Genomic DNA, 15,693 nt, shown 5'->3' on the forward strand with positions numbered 1-15,693 from the left:
GGGTGAACACCTCTCCGATGCAGCAGTTCGCACCTGTGCATCGTTAGGGTGACGGTCAGGTTCGCAGCACCCGGCAGTACCGACAGATGGAGGCAAGAAATGCCACAGCAGGTCCGCGGCGTCGTCGCTCGGAGCAAGGGTGCTCCGGTGTCCCTCGAGACAATCGTCATCCCCGATCCGGGCTCCAACGACGTGGTCGTGCGGGTGCAGGCCTGCGGCGTCTGCCACACCGACCTGCACTACCGCGAGGGTGGCATCAACGACGAGTTCCCGTTCCTGCTCGGCCACGAGGCGGCCGGCATCGTGGAGACGGTCGGCGACGCGGTCACCCACGTCGAGGTCGGCGACTTCGTGGTGCTCAACTGGCGCGCCGTGTGCGGTCAGTGTCGTGCCTGCAAGCGCGGTGAGCCCTGGTACTGCTTCGACACGCACAACGCCTCGCAGAAGATGACACTCGAGGACGGCACGGAACTCTCGCCCGCACTGGGCATCGGCGCCTTCGCCGACAAGACCCTCGTGCACGAGGGCCAGTGCACCAAGGTCGATCCCTCCGCCGACCCCGCCGTCGTCGGACTGCTCGGCTGCGGCGTCATGGCAGGCCTCGGCGCGGCGATGAACACCGGCAACGTCGGACGCGGTGACTCCGTCGCCGTCATCGGATGCGGCGGCGTCGGCAACGCCGCCATCGCCGGTGCCCGGCTCGCCGGAGCGGGCACGATCATCGCTGTGGACCGCGACAAGGGCAAGCTCGAATGGGCGACGGGCCTGGGTGCCACGCACACCGTCGATGCCTCCGACGTGGACGCGGTCGAGGCCATCCAGGAGTTGACCGGCGGCTTCGGTGCCGACGTGGTGATCGACGCCGTCGGACGTCCCGAGACGTGGAAGCAGGCCTTCTACGCCCGCGACCTGGCCGGCACCGTCGTCCTGGTCGGTGTGCCGACGCCGGACATGACGCTCGAGATGCCGTTGATCGACTTCTTCAGTCGCGGCGGTTCGCTCAAGTCGTCGTGGTACGGAGACTGCCTTCCCGAGCGCGACTTCCCGATGCTGGTCGACCTGTACCAGCAGGGTCGCCTGCCGCTGGAGAAGTTCGTGACCGAGCGCATCGCGCTGGACGACGTCGAGGCGGCGTTCGACACCATGGCCAAGGGGCAGGTCCTGCGTTCGGTGGTGGTCCTGTGACCGCGCCGTCCGGCTTCCGGGTCGAGAAGGTCGTCACCTCGGGCACGTTCGAGCTCGACGGCGGATCCTGGGCCGTCGACAATAACATCTGGATCGTCGGCGACGATTCCGAGGTGGTGATCGTCGACGCGGCGCACGACGCGGCCCCGATCATCGACGCGGTCGGCGGCCGGAAGGTCGTCGCCGTGGTGTGCACGCACGGACACAACGATCACGTGACGGTCGCTCCCCAGCTCGCGGAGCGGCTCGACGCACCGATTCTGCTGCACCCGGCAGACGACGTGCTCTGGGAACAGACGCACCCGGGACTGGCTCACCGTGATCTGGCGGACGGGGACCGGATCTCGGTCGCCGGCACCGAGATCAAGGTTCTGCACACGCCGGGACACTCACCCGGGTCGAGTTGCCTGTACCTTCCCGAGGCCGGCCAGCTCTTCAGTGGCGACACGTTGTTCTCCGGTGGGCCCGGTGCCACCGGCCGGTCCTACTCGGACTTCCCGACGATCATCGGCAGCATTCGGGAGCGACTGTTCGCGCTGTCACCGGAGACGGTGGTCAACACCGGCCACGGTGACGGGACGTCCATCGGCGACGAATCGCCCCATCTCGAGGAATGGATCGCTCGCGGGTCCTGAGCCGAGCGCCGGATAACGAACCGGACACCCCTCGGTGTGGCCCGCGGACGGGCGGCCGCCGGTGTGGCAGCGTCGAGGCCACGCACGGTTCCCGGACGCCCGGGGGCCACACCGACAGGGGAGACATGCAGACGCGAGCGACGAGTTCCGATGCCACCAGCAGAGTGTCCGCGGTGCGGGCCGGTGCGCTCGTCGCCCTCGCGGCCGCCGTGCTGGCGGGATGCGGTGGCTCCACGGTGAGCGGGACTCCCGAGGCCGGCGGTCCGCCGCCCTCCGCCGCTCCGTCGAGTGCACCCGGATCATCGTCGTCGACGACCACCACACCGTCGAGCACTCCGTCCAGCACCTCGGCGAGTCCCGACGCGGCGGGATCGCTGTCGGCCCTGCTTCTCGATCCCAGCACCTTCACGGCGCCGTACCAGGCCGTGGTGCTGCCCCCGCAGGCCGTGGCGCAGGCGGCTCAGGACCTCGACGGCATCGCGGCCGACGCGTCCGTCGAACCGGCGGGATGCAAGCCGGAAGCACGATCGTCGGATCCCGACTCGACGGCACTGCTGGTCGCGACCGATCCCGAGAACCGGGCCACCATCTCCATCGAGCTGTCCCGGGTGGACACGACGCTGGAGGATCGGAAGGCGTTGTGGGAGGAGTGCTCGGAGGTCGAGGCCACCTCTGCCGGTGTGACGAGCCTGGTGACCACCGACATCGTTCCGCCGCCGCCGATCGGCGCCGACGACACCCTTGCGCTGCGTCGTACCGTCACCTCCGGCGGCCAGGCGGGCGAGGTCACGCAGTCCATGCTGTCGCTGCTGGCCCAGGTCGACGACGTCCGCGTCACGGCGACGTACATGTCCTTCGGGGAACTGACGCCCGACTCCGCCACGCTCGACCGCACCTTCACCGCCGCGGTGCAGAAGGTCAAGGCCGGGGGATAACCCCATGACCGTGGCCGTACCCGAGCTGTTCCGGGTCCTCGACCTCACGGGTGTCTTCGCCAACGCGCTGCTCGGCGGCGCCGTCGCTCGGGCCTTTCGCTTCGACCTGGTCGGCTTCTCGGTTCTCGCCATCGTCTCGGGGCTCGGCGGCGGCATCATCCGCGACACGCTGCTCCAGGCCGGGCCGCCCGTCGCAGTCACCGACTACCGCTATCTGACGGTGGCACTGATCGGTGCCGTCGTCGCGTTCGCCGTGCGCTTCGAAGGGCGTGGGTGGGACCGAGTCTTCCCGTACGTCGACGCGCTGGCACTCGGCTGTTGGGCCGCGGCAGGGGCTCAGAAGACCCTGGGCGTGGGACTCGGGTGGCTCCCGGCCATCGGACTCGGCGCCGTCACCGCGGTGGGCGGCGGTGCGATCCGCGACGTGGCGGTCGGCCGCATCCCCACCATCTTCGGCGGCAACACGCTCTACGCGTCGTGCGCCCTGATCGCGAGCGCCACCCTCGTGGTGGTGCAGGCCGCAGGGCAACCGACGATCGCTCTGATCGCCGCGACCGTGGTCGGCGCGGCTCTGTGTCTCCTCGCGCGCCGTCGCGGGTGGATGCTGCCGGAGGAAGTGGTGTGGCGCCGTCCGCGGCGCAGACGAGGCCGGTGAGTCAGTGGCTGTCGACGAGGACGGTCATGGGCCCGTCGTTCACCGACTGCACCGCCATGTGCGCGCCGAACACACCCGTCGCGACCGTGATGCCGCGCGCCCGGAGCGATGCCACCACCGCATCGACCAGCGGTTCTGCGACGTCGCCCGCCGCCGCACCGTTCCACGACGGCCGACGGCCCTTGCGCGTGTCCCCGTACAGCGTGAACTGGGACACGACGAGGACCTCGGCTGCGTCGGGATCGTCCGAGACGGATCGTTCGTCCGGCAGGATGCGGAGATCCGCGATCTTGCGGGCGACGTGCTCGACGTCCGCGGCGCCGTCCGACGGTGACACCCCGACGAGGGCCAGGAGTCCGGCGCCGATACGTCCGACCTCCACGCCGTCGACTCGAACGGTCGCTTTGCTCACTCGCTGGATCACTGCGCGCACGGTTGCCTCTCGTCGTCTCCTGACGAGTGTGGCAGCCGCGCGAGCGTCCATCCCCGGGCGCGGGCCGATCCACAGGCCGTTTCATCGGCCCAGGTCGACCCCGGAGGACCTGTCGGCCGCACGCGGACAGTCCTCCTCATGACTCGACGCCCTTACCCCGTTCCCCGCCATCGATCCCCGTCGTCCACGACGGCGGACCACCCCGTCGTGACGTCGGTGGGCGACCTCATCGCCGCCGTTCCGGCTCTGCTCGGCTTCGTGCCGGCGCGGTCCATCGTGCTCATCTGCCTCAGCACCGGCAGCCCCACCGTCGTGGAGATGTGCATGCGGCAGGACCTCTCCGACCGGCTCGACTCACCCGAGCTCGCCGACGTGATCGAGCGGTGCGGCGAGGTCTGCACGAGAGAGGGTCTGGACGCGGTCGTCGCGGTGCTGATCACCGGGTCGAAGTTCACGATGCCGTACGAGGTGGTGGCCGATGCGCTGCGGGACACACTCGACCCGCGCGGGATCGACCTGTTCGGTGTGCACCACGTGTCCCACCTGGCGGTCGGTCAGCGGTGGCGCAGCCTGGGTGGTGATCCGCGGTGCGGCACGCTGCCCGATCCCGGCTCGTCGCAGGTCGCGGCGTCCCGCGTGATGGCGGGACGGCAGATCCGCACGTCCCGGTCGGAGATCGCGCTGCTGCTGCAACCCGTTCCGGAGTCGGAGTGCGAACGGTTCCGCAACAGCCGACTGCGGGTCGAGCTGGAGGACGGGCCGGTCGGCCACTCGGACCTGCTGGCGGACACGGTCGTCTTCCTCGAGGCACTGCACGCCTCCGACGAGCTCGACCACCTGACGGCGGCGCGCATCATGGTGGCGATCAGCACGATCGCGGTGCGGGACGCCGTTCTCGGCCTCGCGACGACCGCGCTGGGACCCACGGCCGAGGCGGTGTGGGTCGAGCTGACGCGGCGGGTCAGCGGACCGGACCGAGCGCACCCCGCGACGATGCTGGGGGCGTGGGCGTACCTGCGCGGAGACGGACCGCTCGCCGGGGTGGCGCTGCAGACGGCGTTGACCGCGGATCCGGAGTACCGCTTCGCGCAACTGCTGGACACGGCTCTGCAGAACGGTGTGCGACCCACCGTGGTGCGTGAGCTCGTGCTGTCCGCGCGGTCACTGGCGGAGGACCTGGGGGTCGAGTTGCCGCCGGACGCGGTGTGAGGCCCGGGGTCAGCGACGGGCGGAGTGCGCCCTGTCGCCGAGAGACTGCAGGAACGCCCAGGCGTCCGCGACGATCACGTCGAGATCGGTGAGCTCGGGCTTCCAGCCGAGCTCGGCCATGGCCTTCTCGCTCGACGCGACGAGCACTGCCGGATCGCCGGCTCGCCGGGGTGCGTCCGTGACGGCGATGTCGACGCCGGTGACGCGGCGGCACGCGTCGATGACCTCGCGCACCGAGAACCCTTCGCCACTACCCAGATTGAAGATCCGGTGATTCCCGGGGACGCTCTGGGACAGGGCGCGCAGGTGCGCGTCGGCCAGATCGCGGACGTGGATGTAGTCACGGACGGCCGTACCGTCCGGTGTCGGCCAATCGGTGCCGAACACCGAGATGGACTCACGGTGTCCGAGAGCGACCTGCAGGACGAGAGGAATGAGGTGGGTCTCGACGACACGGTTCTCGCCGAGACCGGCGTGTGCTCCGGCCACGTTGAAATATCGGAGGCTGGTCGCCCCGAACCCGTGCGCCGCGGTGTATCCCGTGATCGCGTGGTCGATCGCGAGCTTGCTGGCTCCGTACGGGTTGGTGGGCCGAGTGGGGAAGTCCTCCGTGATGGGCGTGCGCTCGGGCTCCCCATACGTCGCGGCGGTCGAGGAGAACACGAGGCGCGGAACCTGGTGCTCGACGATGGCATCGAGCAGTTCCAGCGCCGCACCGAGGTTGCCGCGCCAGTACTTCTCCGGCTTCTCCACCGACTCGCCGACCAACGACTGAGCCGCGAAGTGGAGGACCCCGTCGACCTTCTCGCGTCCGAGCACGGACGAGACGACCTCGGCGACGGGGCCCTCGACGAACTCCGCACCCGAGGGCACCCCGTCGGCGTTGCCGGTGGACAGATCGTCGACCACGACGACGTCGTGATCGTTCTCCATCAGGACGGCCGCACACACACTGCCGACGTAGCCGGCGCCGCCGGTCACCACGAACTTCACTCGAACTCCGATTCCTGTGTATGGGAACTCCGCGAGAGACCCGAGCAGCTAGATGGTGCGGACCTGAACGGCGTGCGCCATCTCCTCGGACAGGTCGACGTCGTCGTGGCCCGGCACGGTAATGGTGACCGCGCCCGGCGTGACGGACACGGTGACGCGCGCGTCCGGGACGACTCCGGCCTCGCGCAGGCGCGCGATCGTGTCGGGGTCGGACTGCACGTACTCCGCGAGGCGGCGCACCACCACGGCGGTGGGCGTTCCGGGCGCGATGTCGCTGAGGCGCACCAGATCCTCCGGCTGCTCGGTCGGCCGGGACGAACCCAGCAGTGCGAGACCGGGAATCGGGTTCCCGTACGGCGAGGTGGTCGGGTTGTCCAGCACCTCGACGAGGCGACGTTCGACCTCCTCGCTCATGACGTGCTCCCAGCGGCAGGCCTCGGCGTGCACGTCCTCCCAGCGCAGGCCGATCACGTCCACGAGCAGCCGCTCGGCGAGTCGGTGCTTGCGCATCACGGCGACCGCGAGCTCGCGGCCCTTCTCCGTCAGCTGCAGATGCCGGTCGCCCGCGACCAGGAGCAGCCCGTCGCGCTCCATCCGAGCCACGGTCTGGCTCACGGTCGGTCCGCTCTGCTCGAGGCGCTCGGCGATGCGGGCGCGCAGGGGAACGACCCCTTCTTCTTCCAAGTCGTAGATGGTCCGGAGATACATCTCGGTGGTGTCCACCAGATCCTTCACAATCACACCCTTCGTCGTCGTGGATTCTACCGGTACGGACGGTTCACCGGTGGGTCCAGGTGCGGCGTGGTGAGCCGCGGTGTGTCCGCCCTGCCACGACCCGTCGAGCACGTGTGCGCGAGTCGATCACGAACGCCGAATCGGACACGTAGGTTGAGGGCCATGACTCTGCAGTCGTCCTCGACATCGCAGTCGCCTCCGGGGCAGTCCGCTCTGGTCTGGAGTGCGGACTACCTGAACTACCGGTGGAGCGACGACCACCCGATGAATCCCACCCGCCTCGCACTCACCATGGATCTGGCGCGGGGGATCGGTCTGCTCGAGGGGACCGAACTGCTGCCGCCGGAGGTCGCGTCGGACAGTGAGCTGTTACGGGTGCACACGCCGGGGTACGTCGAGGCGGTCAAGCGCGCGCCGCGTGACCTGCCGCTGGGTTCGCGGGCGTCCGAGGTGCTGCACGGTCTCGGATCCGAGGACAATCCGGTGTTCCCCGACATGCACGAGGCCAGTGCGGTCATCGCGGGTGGCACCCTGACCGCCGCGCGGGCCATCGCGTCGGGACGCTCGCGCCGCGCGGTGAGCATCGGCGGGGGCATGCACCACGCCATGGCGGACTGGGCGTCGGGCTTCTGCGTCTACAACGACGCGGCCATCGCCATCTCGTGGCTGCTCGACAACGGGTACGACCGCATCGCCTACATCGACGTGGACGCTCATCACGGTGACGGTGTCCAGGCGGCGTTCCTCGCCGATCCCCGCGTCATGACGGTCTCGGTGCACCAGCACCCGGCCACGCTGTGGCCCAATACCGGATGGTCCACCGAGGTGGGTGCCGACACCGCGGAGGGCACCTCCGTCAACGTGCCGGTCCTGCCCGGCACGGGAGACCGGTTGTGGTTGAGAGCGTTTCACGCGGTGGTGCCCGGAGCGGTGGCGGCGTTCAAGCCGCAGATCATCATCAGCCAGTGCGGCGTGGACAGTCATCGGGAGGATCCGCTCGCCGATCTCGGACTCACCGTGGACGGGCAGCGCGCCGCGTTCCGTGCGATGCGCGACCTCGCCGACCAGGTCTGTGAGGGTCGGTGGCTCGCGGTGGGGGGTGGCGGATACGGGTTGGTGCGGGTGGTGCCCCGTGCCTGGACCCATCTCATCGCCGCGGTGCTCGACCGCGATCTCGATCCGACGACGTCCATTCCGGACGAGTGGCACGAGAAGGTGCGGCTCGCCGCGCCGAGCATCGACCTGCCGTCCACGATGAGCGACGACGGCGACGTGGACTACCCGCCGTGGGACGGGCCGGGTGGTTCCCCGGAGTCGGGTGTCGAGCACGTCGATCGCGCCATCCAACGCATCGACACCGCCATCGTGGCCACCCGCCGCGCCGTCTACCCGCTGTGGGGACTCGACCCGGAGGATCCGCGTGACTGACGAGACGCCCGCACCCGAGACACCGACAGCGCAGACGGCACCGGACGCGCCGACGCCGCCGGATCCGAAGGAGCTCGAGCGGCAGCGGGCCGAGAACTACCCGCGGCACTGGGCCGCCGACGTGCTCGCGTCCGACGGCCGCGTGGTGCATCTGCGGCCGATCGTGCCCGGTGACGCCGACGCCCTGGTCGAGTTCCACGGCAAGCTGTCCGAGCGGACGCGGTACCTGCGCTACTTCGGTCCGTACCCCACCATGCCCAAGCGCGACATCCTCAACTTCACGACGGTCGATCACACGTCGCGGGTGGCCCTCGTCGCGACGCTCGGCGACGAGATCATCGCCGTCGGCCGGTACGAGCGCCTGCCGCAGGGCGACGGCAACTCCGCCGAGGTGGCCTTCGTCGTCGCCGACGCGCACCAGGGTCGTGGGCTCGGTCCGATCCTGCTCGAGCATCTGGCGGGGGCGGCCGCGGAGAACGGGGTGCGCCGCTTCGTCGCCGAGGTGCTCGCGGAGAACCGCAACATGGTCACCGTGTTCCGGCAGGCCGGCTACCAGGTCAGTCGCAGCTTCGACGGCGGCGTGCTCAACCTGGACTTCGACATCGATCCCAGCGACGCGCTCGTCCAGGTGCGCAACTCCCGCGAGCGCGCGGCCGAGGCCCGCAGCGTCCGCAACGTGCTCGGCCCACGCTCCGTCGCCGTCATCGGTGCCTCGACGGACCCCGAGAAGGTGGGCAACGCGGTGCTGACCAACCTGCTGCGCGGGTCGTTCACCGGACCCGTCTATCCCGTGAACGCGGAACACACGTCGGTGCGCGGAGTGCGCGCGTACCCGACGGTGCGGGACATTCCCGACGAGGTGGATCTCGCGGTGGCCGCCGTGCCGGCCGACCAGATCGACGCGGTGCTCGACGACTGTCTCGCCAAGGGTGTGAAGGCGCTGGTGGTGGTCTCGTCCGGGTTCGGTGAGACGGGAGAGGACGGGCGCGCGAACGAACGGCGCCTGGTGCACTCCGCTCGTGCACACGGCATGCGCCTGGTCGGCCCCAATGCTCTCGGCGTCGCGAACCTCGATCCCGCGGTGTCGCTCAACGCCACGCTGGCGACGGACCTCCCGGGTCGCGGACGTGTGGGCTTCTTCTGCCAGTCGGGTGCCCTGGGTATCGCCATCCTGGCGCAGGCGTCGAAACGGCTCCTGGGACTGTCGACGTTCGTCTCCGCCGGCAACCGCGCCGACCTGTCCGGCAACGACCTGCTGCAGTACTGGGACCAGGACGAGGCCACCGAGGTGGTCCTGCTCTACCTCGAGAGCTTCGGCAACGCCCGCAAGTTCTGGCGCATCGCGCGCCGGGTCGCGCGGTCCAAGCCGATCGTCGCGGTCAAGAGCGGACGCGGAGCCGTACCGCCCGCGCTGGCGACCGGCACGGACATCGACGACACGATCGTGCGTGCCCTCTTCGAGCAGGCGGGAGTGATCCAGGTCGACTCGATCGCGGAACTGTTCGACTGCGCCATCCTTCTGGGTTATCAGCCCCTGCCGGCAGGTCCGCGGGTCGCGGTGGTGGGCAACTCGACGGCGCTCGGCGTCCTCGCCGTCGACGCCGCACGCGACAGCGGCATGACCGCACCGGACCCGGTCGACGTGGGCGCGCAGGCCACGCCCGAGGAGTTCGCGGCCGCGGTCACCACGGCGCTGCGGTCGGACGACGTGGACACCGTTCTCGCGGTCTTCGTGCCTCCGGTCGCCGTCCGTGTCGCCTCCTACGCCGAGGCACTCGGCGCGGCGGTCCGCGGCGCCGACAAGCCGGTGCTGACGACCTTCCTCGCCGCCGAGGGCATTCCGGACGTGCTGGCGGTCCGCGGCGACGACGGAACGCCGATCCGCGGATCGGTGCCGTCGTATCCCGACCCGGCGCGGGCGGTCTACGCGCTGCAGAAGGCGTGGCGGTACGCCTCGTGGCTGAATCGACCGGCCGACAGCGTGGTGCGGCCCGGCGGCGTCGACGCCGACGCGGCGCGCGCACTGGTGGCCGGCTGGATGGCGGCCAGTCCCTCGGGGCGGTGGCTCTCGGACGTCGAGACCGAGCAGTTGCTGCGGTGCTACGGCGTGGAGATCGCCGCCTTCCGCACGGTGACGGACGAGGCCGAGGCGGTGGAGGCGGCCCGCGAGCTGGGAGGACCCGTCGCGGTGAAGGCCACCGGCGATCAGTGGCGACACCGCCCCGACCTGAGCGGTGTCCGCCTCGACGTCGTGGGGCCGGACGCCGTCGCCCGCGCGTACCGGGATTTGTTCGAGGCATCGGGCACCCCGGTGATGCAGGTGCAGCGGATGGCGACCAAGGGGATCGGGTGCCTGGTGCGGGTCCAGGACGATCCGTCGTTCGGCTCACTGGTGTCGTTCGGGTTGTCCGGCATCATGTCGGATCTGCTGGGAGACAGGGCGTACCGCGTGCTCCCACTCACCGAGAGGGAAGCCGCGGAGCTCATCGACGCGCCGCGGGCCGCGCCGATGCTGTCGGGGTACCGCACCGCGTCCCCGGTGAACAAGGGCGCGCTGGTGGACGTCGTGCTCCGGGTCTCCACACTGGCGGACGATCTGTCCGAGGTGCGCGAGCTGGTGTGCGACCCGGTCCTCGCGTCACCGAGTGGCGCGGAGACCACCGACGCACGGATCCGCATCGGGCCCGAGCCCAGCCGTATCGATCTGGGCCCCCGTCGCCTGCGCTGAGCCCGTGAACGACGACAGGCCCCCGGCGAGAGCCGGGGGCCTGTCTCGTGATGCGGGGGTCGATCAGCTGGCGTAGGACCGCAGTCGCTCGGCGCGGTCGCCCTGACGCAGCTTGCCCATGACCTCACGCTCGATCTGGCGTACGCGCTCACGCGAGAGGCCGAACAGCTTGCCGATCTGGTCGAGGGTGCGCGGCTGACCGTCGTCGAGGCCGTAGCGCAACCGGATGACCTGCTGCTCACGCTCGTCCAGCGTGGCGAGCACGCTGCGCACGTCGGTGTGCAGCAGCCCGGCGATCACGGCGTTCTCGGCGGACGTGGCCTCCGAGTCCTCGATGAAGTCGCCCAGCGGTGCCTCCTCGTCGCTGCCCACGGGCATGTCGAGCGACACCGGGTCTCGGCTGTGGTCGAGCAGATCCGCGATCTTCTCGACCGGGATGCCGGACTCCTCGGCGAGCTCGTCGTCGGTGGCCTCGCGGCCGAGCTGCTGGTGCAGCTCACGCTTGATCCGCGCGAGCTTGTTCACCTGCTCCACCAGGTGCACGGGGAGACGAATGGTGCGGCTCTGGTCCGCCATGCCGCGCGTGATGGCCTGACGGATCCACCAGGTGGCGTACGTCGAGAACTTGAAGCCCTTGGCGTAGTCGAACTTCTCCATCGCACGGATGAGACCCAGGTTGCCCTCCTGGATGAGGTCCAGCAGCGGCATCCCGCGGCCCGTGTAGCGCTTGGCGAGTGAGACGACGAGACGGAGGTTGGCCTCGAGGAGGTGTGCCCGAGCGGACTGGCCCTCGCGGACGATGAGCGCGAGGTCACGCTTCTTGGCGGGGGAGAGGCGCTTGCCGGTCGCGAGCACATGGGTCGCGTACAAACCCACCTCGATCTTCTTCGCCAGATCGACTTCCTCCGCGGCCGTCAGCAGAGCCGTGCGGCCGATACCGTTGAGGTAGACGCGAACGAGGTCCGCTGCCGGGCTCTGTGCATCCAGGTCGGCATCACTCGGTCGAGGGCGAATGGTGGTGGGGCTGGTCATGACGTGCCTCCTGATCGGTGGTGTCTCACTGGCTACAACGCCGGGACACGTCAGAAAAGTTCCCGAAGCCCACCTCCGTCAAACACTCTGAGCTGCGGTTTCACCACCTCAGCCCTGAGAAGTTGCTGAGAGAAACGACTGCTCGGCTCAGGTGGGGATCACCAACCCGTGCACGACGAGCCCCGCGACCAACGCGACGACCGAGTCCGTCAGCTCCGCGGCGTCCACACCGCGTGCGGCCGCGAGAAGCTCGGTGAGGTCGCCGACCGTCAGTCCGCCCGCGCGCATCCCGGCCAGGAGTGCCGCCCCGTCCGCATCGATCTCGTGGGACCACGCGGGCCCGTCGCCGCGGTGGACCCGGCGTACGACGGTGGTCCACCCACCGTCCGGATCGGGGGTGGAGACCTCCTCGAGTGCCGTGGTCGGGGCGACGGCCACACACTCGTCGAGCAGATCGTGTGTGCGGAGCCAGTCCACCCGGTCCAGGACGTCGAGTGCCTCGTCGCCGAGGGGATCCTCGTACCCGTGCATCAGGTCCTCCGCGAGGACGCTGGTGGGCCGGTCGGTCCGGCGGAGGTACACGAAGCCGAAGCCGACACCCGTGACGCCGGCGGCGTCGAGGTGATCGAGCCAGGCGGTCGCCGTCTCGTCGACGGCCGGGTCTCGCAGATCGAGGCCACCGTCCCGCAGCCACGTGCCCACGTAGAGAGCGGGGTCCGCGATGTCGCGCTGCACTATCCACGCGTCGACACCGTGGTCCGGCAGCCAGGAGGTGACCCGTGACCGCCAGTCCTCACCGTCCACGTGAACCCAGGAGGCGAGCAACGAGGCGGTCCCGCCGGGAGCGAGATGCTCCGGTGCCGCTCCCACGACGAGGCTGCTGGCACCGTCGAGGTCCAGGCCGGAATCGCGGTAGGAGTGGGAGACTCGGCCCGATCCGACGACGAAGGGCGGGTTGGCGACGATGCGATCGAAGGTCCGCCCCGCGACGGGTGCGAACCACGAGCCCGGGATCGTCTCGAAGTCCAGACCGTTGAGGGCAGCCGTCATGCGGGTGAGGGCGATGGCCCGATCACTGACGTCGGTGGCGGTGATCGACCGGGCGTACGGCGCCGCGTGGAGCGCCTGGATGCCGCAGCCGGTACCGAGATCCAGGACGGTGGGCGGACTCCCGTCGACACGGGTGGGTGTCCCGCGGACCAGCGACAGCGACGCGTGCCCGACGCCGAGCACGTGATCGGATCCGATACGGACGTCGCGCATGCTGCCGTCGATGTCGGACACCACCCACCGCGTGCCCGTGCCGAGATCGAGGGGGCGGATGTCGAGCAGACTGCGCACGGTGTCGCTGCCGGTCTCGAGGAGGCCGGCAGCGACCGCCCCGTCGAGTGTCGTCGGCGCGAGGGCGGTGGTCGCGGCGTCGATCGCCACGTCGTCGGAGAGCAGGAACAGCCGGACGAGCGTGCCGAGGGGACCGAGTTCTCCGCACCGGCGTCGCACCGGTGCGGGTTCGCCACGTCCTAACGCGGCATGAACCGAGTCGCCCAGTGCCTGCAGGATCCCGTCCGCAGTGAAGTCCGCTCGGTCGAACGCGACCCGCAACGTGGACGCGAGGTCGACGAGGCGGTCCGCGTCCACCGGGACGGACGGGGGAGGCGAGGTGCGGTGGTTCGAGTCGGTCACCGCGTCAGTGTGTCAGCAGACCGATCTCGGGACGGACCCGTCTCAGGACGTGGCGCGCGGATTCGAGATCGCGCGGCGGTCGAGATCGGGTTCCTCGTCGAGGTTCACCACCGGGTGGCTGCGGGCCTCCAGCGCGGTGGAGTCGGTCGCCCGCCAGCCGTAGCGGCTGGGCTCGTCCGCGGTCCGCGGCGGTCGGTCGTTGGCGATCAGGACTGCCATCCACGGGAGAGGAATGGACACGCCGACGATGGCCATGGCGATCCACGGGTTCTGCCACGCGCCGTACGACAGCGCCGCGAGGACCAGCGCCGGGATACGGAAAGACATGATGAAGAGGTATTTGCGCACGCGCGCTCGGTGCTGTTCCTCGACCGACGTTCGTGCCTCGGTGATCAGTACGGCCTCGCGAACGCTGTCGCGGGGTGAGATGCCGTCGTGTGCCATGACTCCACTGTGTCACTACTGAACGAAGTGTGCAGTAATCGGAGGTGGTGAGATGTGCGACGCGCGTGTCGGGAACAACCGTCATAATCGATGCATGAGCACGCAGACCAAGGAACGCCCCGACGTCAGCACCGACGAGACCACCGACGACGACACTCCGAAGTTCTTCCACTACGTGAAGAAGAACCGCATCGCCGAGAGCGCGGTGATGGGCACCCACGTCGTCGCACTGTGCGGCGAGGTCTTTCCCGTCACGAAGTCGGCCAAGCCCGGGTCACCCGTGTGCCCCGACTGCAAGAAGGTCTACGACGGCTTGCGCAAGGGCGAGTGATCCTGCCGATCACGCGTCACCTGACGCTTCTCCGGTGACTCGCCGCCGTCCCGATCCGACCGTGCGATGCGGATCGGGCCGGTGGCCAGCCGGCCGAGAGCGCCGACGGTGCCCGCACCCGGATCGGCTGCCTTCTCGGCGATCCATCCCTTGACCTGGTCCATGCGTGTGGCGCGCGCCGGCCAGAACTCCTGGACCGTGGCGTTGAACTCCGCCCCCAGCACCACCGCGAATCCCAGGAAGAACGTGAAGAGCAGGAAGGCGATCGGAGCCGCGAGCGCGCCGTAGGTGTAGCCCGTTCCGGTCACCCAGGACAGGTAGGTGCGCAGCACCGCACTCGCCAGCATGAAGAACACTCCGGCCAGCAGCGATCCGCCGAGCAGGCGGTGCCACGGCAGCGAGGTGTGCAGAGCCACCTTGTAGAGCGTCGTCAGGCCGACGATGAGCAGCAGTCCGACACCCGGGTAGTACGCGATGTCGATCACCTGCGAGCCGATCTCGAACCACGACGACGGCAGCACCCGACCGATGATGGTGGGCCCCAGCGCGACGAGGGGCAGGACGAACACCGCGACGATCAGGAACGCGACGTACAGCAGCAGAGCGAAGATGCGCTGCCACACGGGGTTGCGCGCGTCCTGCTGACCGTGTGCCTCGACGATGGAGTCGACGAAGGTGGAGATCGCCGACGAGCCGGCCCACAACGACAGCAGGAAGCCCACGGACACGACGGGACCGTGTCCGCTGTTGAGGATGTCCGTCAGCGTGGGGGCGATGATCTCGTCCACGACGTTGTCGCTGAACAGCGTGGAGCTGAACGTCACGATCTTCGACTCGATGATGTCGAGAGTGTTCGGTCCGAACCACCCCGCGATGTAGGTGAGGCTGCCGAGGAGTGCGAGCACCAGCGGCGGCAGCGACAGGGTCTGCCAGAAGGCGGCGGTGGCGGACTTGCCGAAGATGGAGTCGTCCCACGCCTTGCCCGCCGTCCTCGCGACGACGCGCCAGGCCGTGCGCAGCGGCCGTCCCGGGACGGGACCGGGCCCCGGCTCTCCGTCGGGCGTCGACGCTGCCGCGGTGTCCCGATCGGACGTGTTGTCGGCGGGTGCGCTCATGATGACTCCAGCATGGCCCACCGGCGTCGCTCGGGCACGTCCCGGCCCGGTGTGTCGCCGTCGCGGGCACCGGCGGCGACGTGCGCATTGGTGGGCGCGCCGACGTCCGCGATAGTCTGATCGACGGATGTGCACACGAGACGACGAGCCGA

15 protein-coding genes are annotated in these 15,693 nt (G+C 69.7%); 8 read left to right on the forward strand and 7 right to left on the reverse strand.

What is annotated here, in order from left to right:
- Positions 1-99 precede the first annotated feature (99 nt).
- The 4 genes from HQ306_RS10230 (at position 100) to HQ306_RS10245 (ending at position 3,410) form a co-directional block, all read left to right on the forward strand.
- Positions 100-1,185: an S-(hydroxymethyl)mycothiol dehydrogenase gene (locus HQ306_RS10230; protein WP_222630931.1), complete on the forward strand. Its 1,086-nt coding sequence runs from the start codon at positions 100-102 to the stop codon at positions 1,183-1,185.
- Positions 1,182-1,820, forward strand: coding sequence for an MBL fold metallo-hydrolase (locus tag HQ306_RS10235; RefSeq protein ID WP_222630933.1), 639 nt, complete (start codon positions 1,182-1,184; stop codon positions 1,818-1,820). Before HQ306_RS10230 ends, HQ306_RS10235 begins: the two co-directional genes overlap by 4 nt.
- A gap of 125 nt (positions 1,821-1,945) precedes the next feature.
- Positions 1,946-2,755, forward strand: coding sequence for a sensor domain-containing protein (locus tag HQ306_RS10240; protein ID WP_261769372.1), 810 nt, complete (start codon positions 1,946-1,948; stop codon positions 2,753-2,755).
- A 4-nt stretch (positions 2,756-2,759) separates the two neighbouring features.
- Positions 2,760-3,410: a trimeric intracellular cation channel family protein gene (locus tag HQ306_RS10245; protein ID WP_222630935.1), complete on the forward strand. Its 651-nt coding sequence runs from the start codon at positions 2,760-2,762 to the stop codon at positions 3,408-3,410.
- A 1-nt stretch (position 3,411) separates the two neighbouring features.
- Here HQ306_RS10245 and dtd read toward each other — a convergent pair whose 3' ends face one another.
- Entirely contained in the window at positions 3,412-3,843 is a 432-nt protein-coding gene (dtd, locus tag HQ306_RS10250) for a D-aminoacyl-tRNA deacylase (RefSeq protein WP_222630937.1), read from the reverse strand.
- Between the two features lie 138 nt (positions 3,844-3,981).
- Between dtd and HQ306_RS10255 the strand changes: the two genes are divergently transcribed.
- A complete protein-coding gene (locus tag HQ306_RS10255; protein ID WP_222630939.1) occupies positions 3,982-5,052 on the forward strand; it encodes a DUF4192 domain-containing protein in 1,071 nt (356 codons plus the stop codon).
- Positions 5,053-5,061: 9 nt separating this feature from the next.
- Here the strand turns inward: HQ306_RS10255 and galE are convergent, their stop codons facing one another.
- Complete coding sequence (gene galE, locus HQ306_RS10260; RefSeq protein ID WP_222630941.1) at positions 5,062-6,045, reverse strand: UDP-glucose 4-epimerase GalE; 984 nt, start codon at positions 6,043-6,045, stop codon at positions 5,062-5,064.
- A 48-nt stretch (positions 6,046-6,093) separates the two neighbouring features.
- Positions 6,094-6,780 carry a metal-dependent transcriptional regulator gene (locus tag HQ306_RS10265; RefSeq protein ID WP_027505168.1) on the reverse strand — a complete coding sequence of 229 codons (687 nt, stop codon included), beginning with the start codon at positions 6,778-6,780 and terminating at the stop codon, positions 6,094-6,096.
- A 162-nt stretch (positions 6,781-6,942) separates the two neighbouring features.
- On the opposite strand from HQ306_RS10265, the gene HQ306_RS10270 reads away from it, so the two are divergent.
- Together HQ306_RS10270 and HQ306_RS10275 are read left to right on the forward strand one after the other, a co-directional pair.
- Entirely contained in the window at positions 6,943-8,208 is a 1,266-nt protein-coding gene (locus tag HQ306_RS10270) for an acetoin utilization protein AcuC (RefSeq protein ID WP_222630943.1), read from the forward strand.
- Positions 8,201-10,936, forward strand: coding sequence for a bifunctional GNAT family N-acetyltransferase/acetate--CoA ligase family protein (locus HQ306_RS10275; RefSeq protein WP_056444843.1), 2,736 nt, complete (start codon positions 8,201-8,203; stop codon positions 10,934-10,936). The genes HQ306_RS10270 and HQ306_RS10275 overlap by 8 nt, the downstream gene beginning before the upstream one ends.
- 63 nt (positions 10,937-10,999) lie before the next feature.
- On the opposite strand, the gene HQ306_RS10280 is transcribed toward HQ306_RS10275, so the two are convergent.
- The 3 genes from HQ306_RS10280 to HQ306_RS10290 all read right to left on the reverse strand — a co-directional run bounded on the left by HQ306_RS10280 (position 11,000) and on the right by HQ306_RS10290 (position 14,095).
- Positions 11,000-11,968 (reverse strand): sigma-70 family RNA polymerase sigma factor, encoded by a 969-nt coding sequence (locus tag HQ306_RS10280; RefSeq protein WP_027505171.1) that lies wholly within the window; start codon positions 11,966-11,968, stop codon positions 11,000-11,002.
- Positions 11,969-12,115: 147 nt separating this feature from the next.
- Complete coding sequence (locus HQ306_RS10285) at positions 12,116-13,606, reverse strand: class I SAM-dependent methyltransferase (protein WP_222631512.1); 1,491 nt, start codon at positions 13,604-13,606, stop codon at positions 12,116-12,118.
- Between the two features lie 87 nt (positions 13,607-13,693).
- Complete coding sequence (locus HQ306_RS10290; RefSeq protein WP_056444840.1) at positions 13,694-14,095, reverse strand: DUF3099 domain-containing protein; 402 nt, start codon at positions 14,093-14,095, stop codon at positions 13,694-13,696.
- Positions 14,096-14,189: 94 nt separating this feature from the next.
- Between HQ306_RS10290 and HQ306_RS10295 the strand changes: the two genes are divergently transcribed.
- Complete coding sequence (locus HQ306_RS10295) at positions 14,190-14,426, forward strand: DUF3039 domain-containing protein (protein WP_027505173.1); 237 nt, start codon at positions 14,190-14,192, stop codon at positions 14,424-14,426.
- On the opposite strand, the gene HQ306_RS10300 is transcribed toward HQ306_RS10295, so the two are convergent.
- Positions 14,399-15,541, reverse strand: coding sequence for a YihY/virulence factor BrkB family protein (locus HQ306_RS10300; RefSeq protein WP_081821180.1), 1,143 nt, complete (start codon positions 15,539-15,541; stop codon positions 14,399-14,401). The two genes, HQ306_RS10295 and HQ306_RS10300, sit on opposite strands and share 28 nt — an antisense overlap.
- Positions 15,542-15,693: the final 152 nt, after the last annotated feature.

It is taken from the genome of Rhodococcus sp. BP-160 (assembly GCF_019836205.1).
GTDB lineage: Bacteria > Actinomycetota > Actinomycetes > Mycobacteriales > Mycobacteriaceae > Rhodococcoides.

Bases quoted from the DNA above. Each gene is read 5' to 3' on its own strand.
- HQ306_RS10230 (WP_222630931.1), top strand. From the start codon at position 100: ATGCCACAGCAGGTCCGCGGCGTCGTCGCTCGGAGCAAGGGTGCTCCG.
- HQ306_RS10240 (WP_261769372.1), top strand. From the start codon at position 1,946: ATGCAGACGCGAGCGACGAGTTCCGATGCCACCAGCAGAGTGTCCGCG.
- HQ306_RS10245 (WP_222630935.1), top strand. From the start codon at position 2,760: ATGACCGTGGCCGTACCCGAGCTGTTCCGGGTCCTCGACCTCACGGGT.
- HQ306_RS10255 (WP_222630939.1), top strand. From the start codon at position 3,982: ATGACTCGACGCCCTTACCCCGTTCCCCGCCATCGATCCCCGTCGTCC.
- HQ306_RS10270 (WP_222630943.1), top strand. From the start codon at position 6,943: ATGACTCTGCAGTCGTCCTCGACATCGCAGTCGCCTCCGGGGCAGTCC.
- HQ306_RS10280 (WP_027505171.1), bottom strand. From the start codon at position 11,968: ATGACCAGCCCCACCACCATTCGCCCTCGACCGAGTGATGCCGACCTG.
- HQ306_RS10290 (WP_056444840.1), bottom strand. From the start codon at position 14,095: ATGGCACACGACGGCATCTCACCCCGCGACAGCGTTCGCGAGGCCGTA.
- HQ306_RS10295 (WP_027505173.1), top strand. From the start codon at position 14,190: ATGAGCACGCAGACCAAGGAACGCCCCGACGTCAGCACCGACGAGACC.
- HQ306_RS10300 (WP_081821180.1), bottom strand. From the start codon at position 15,541: ATGAGCGCACCCGCCGACAACACGTCCGATCGGGACACCGCGGCAGCG.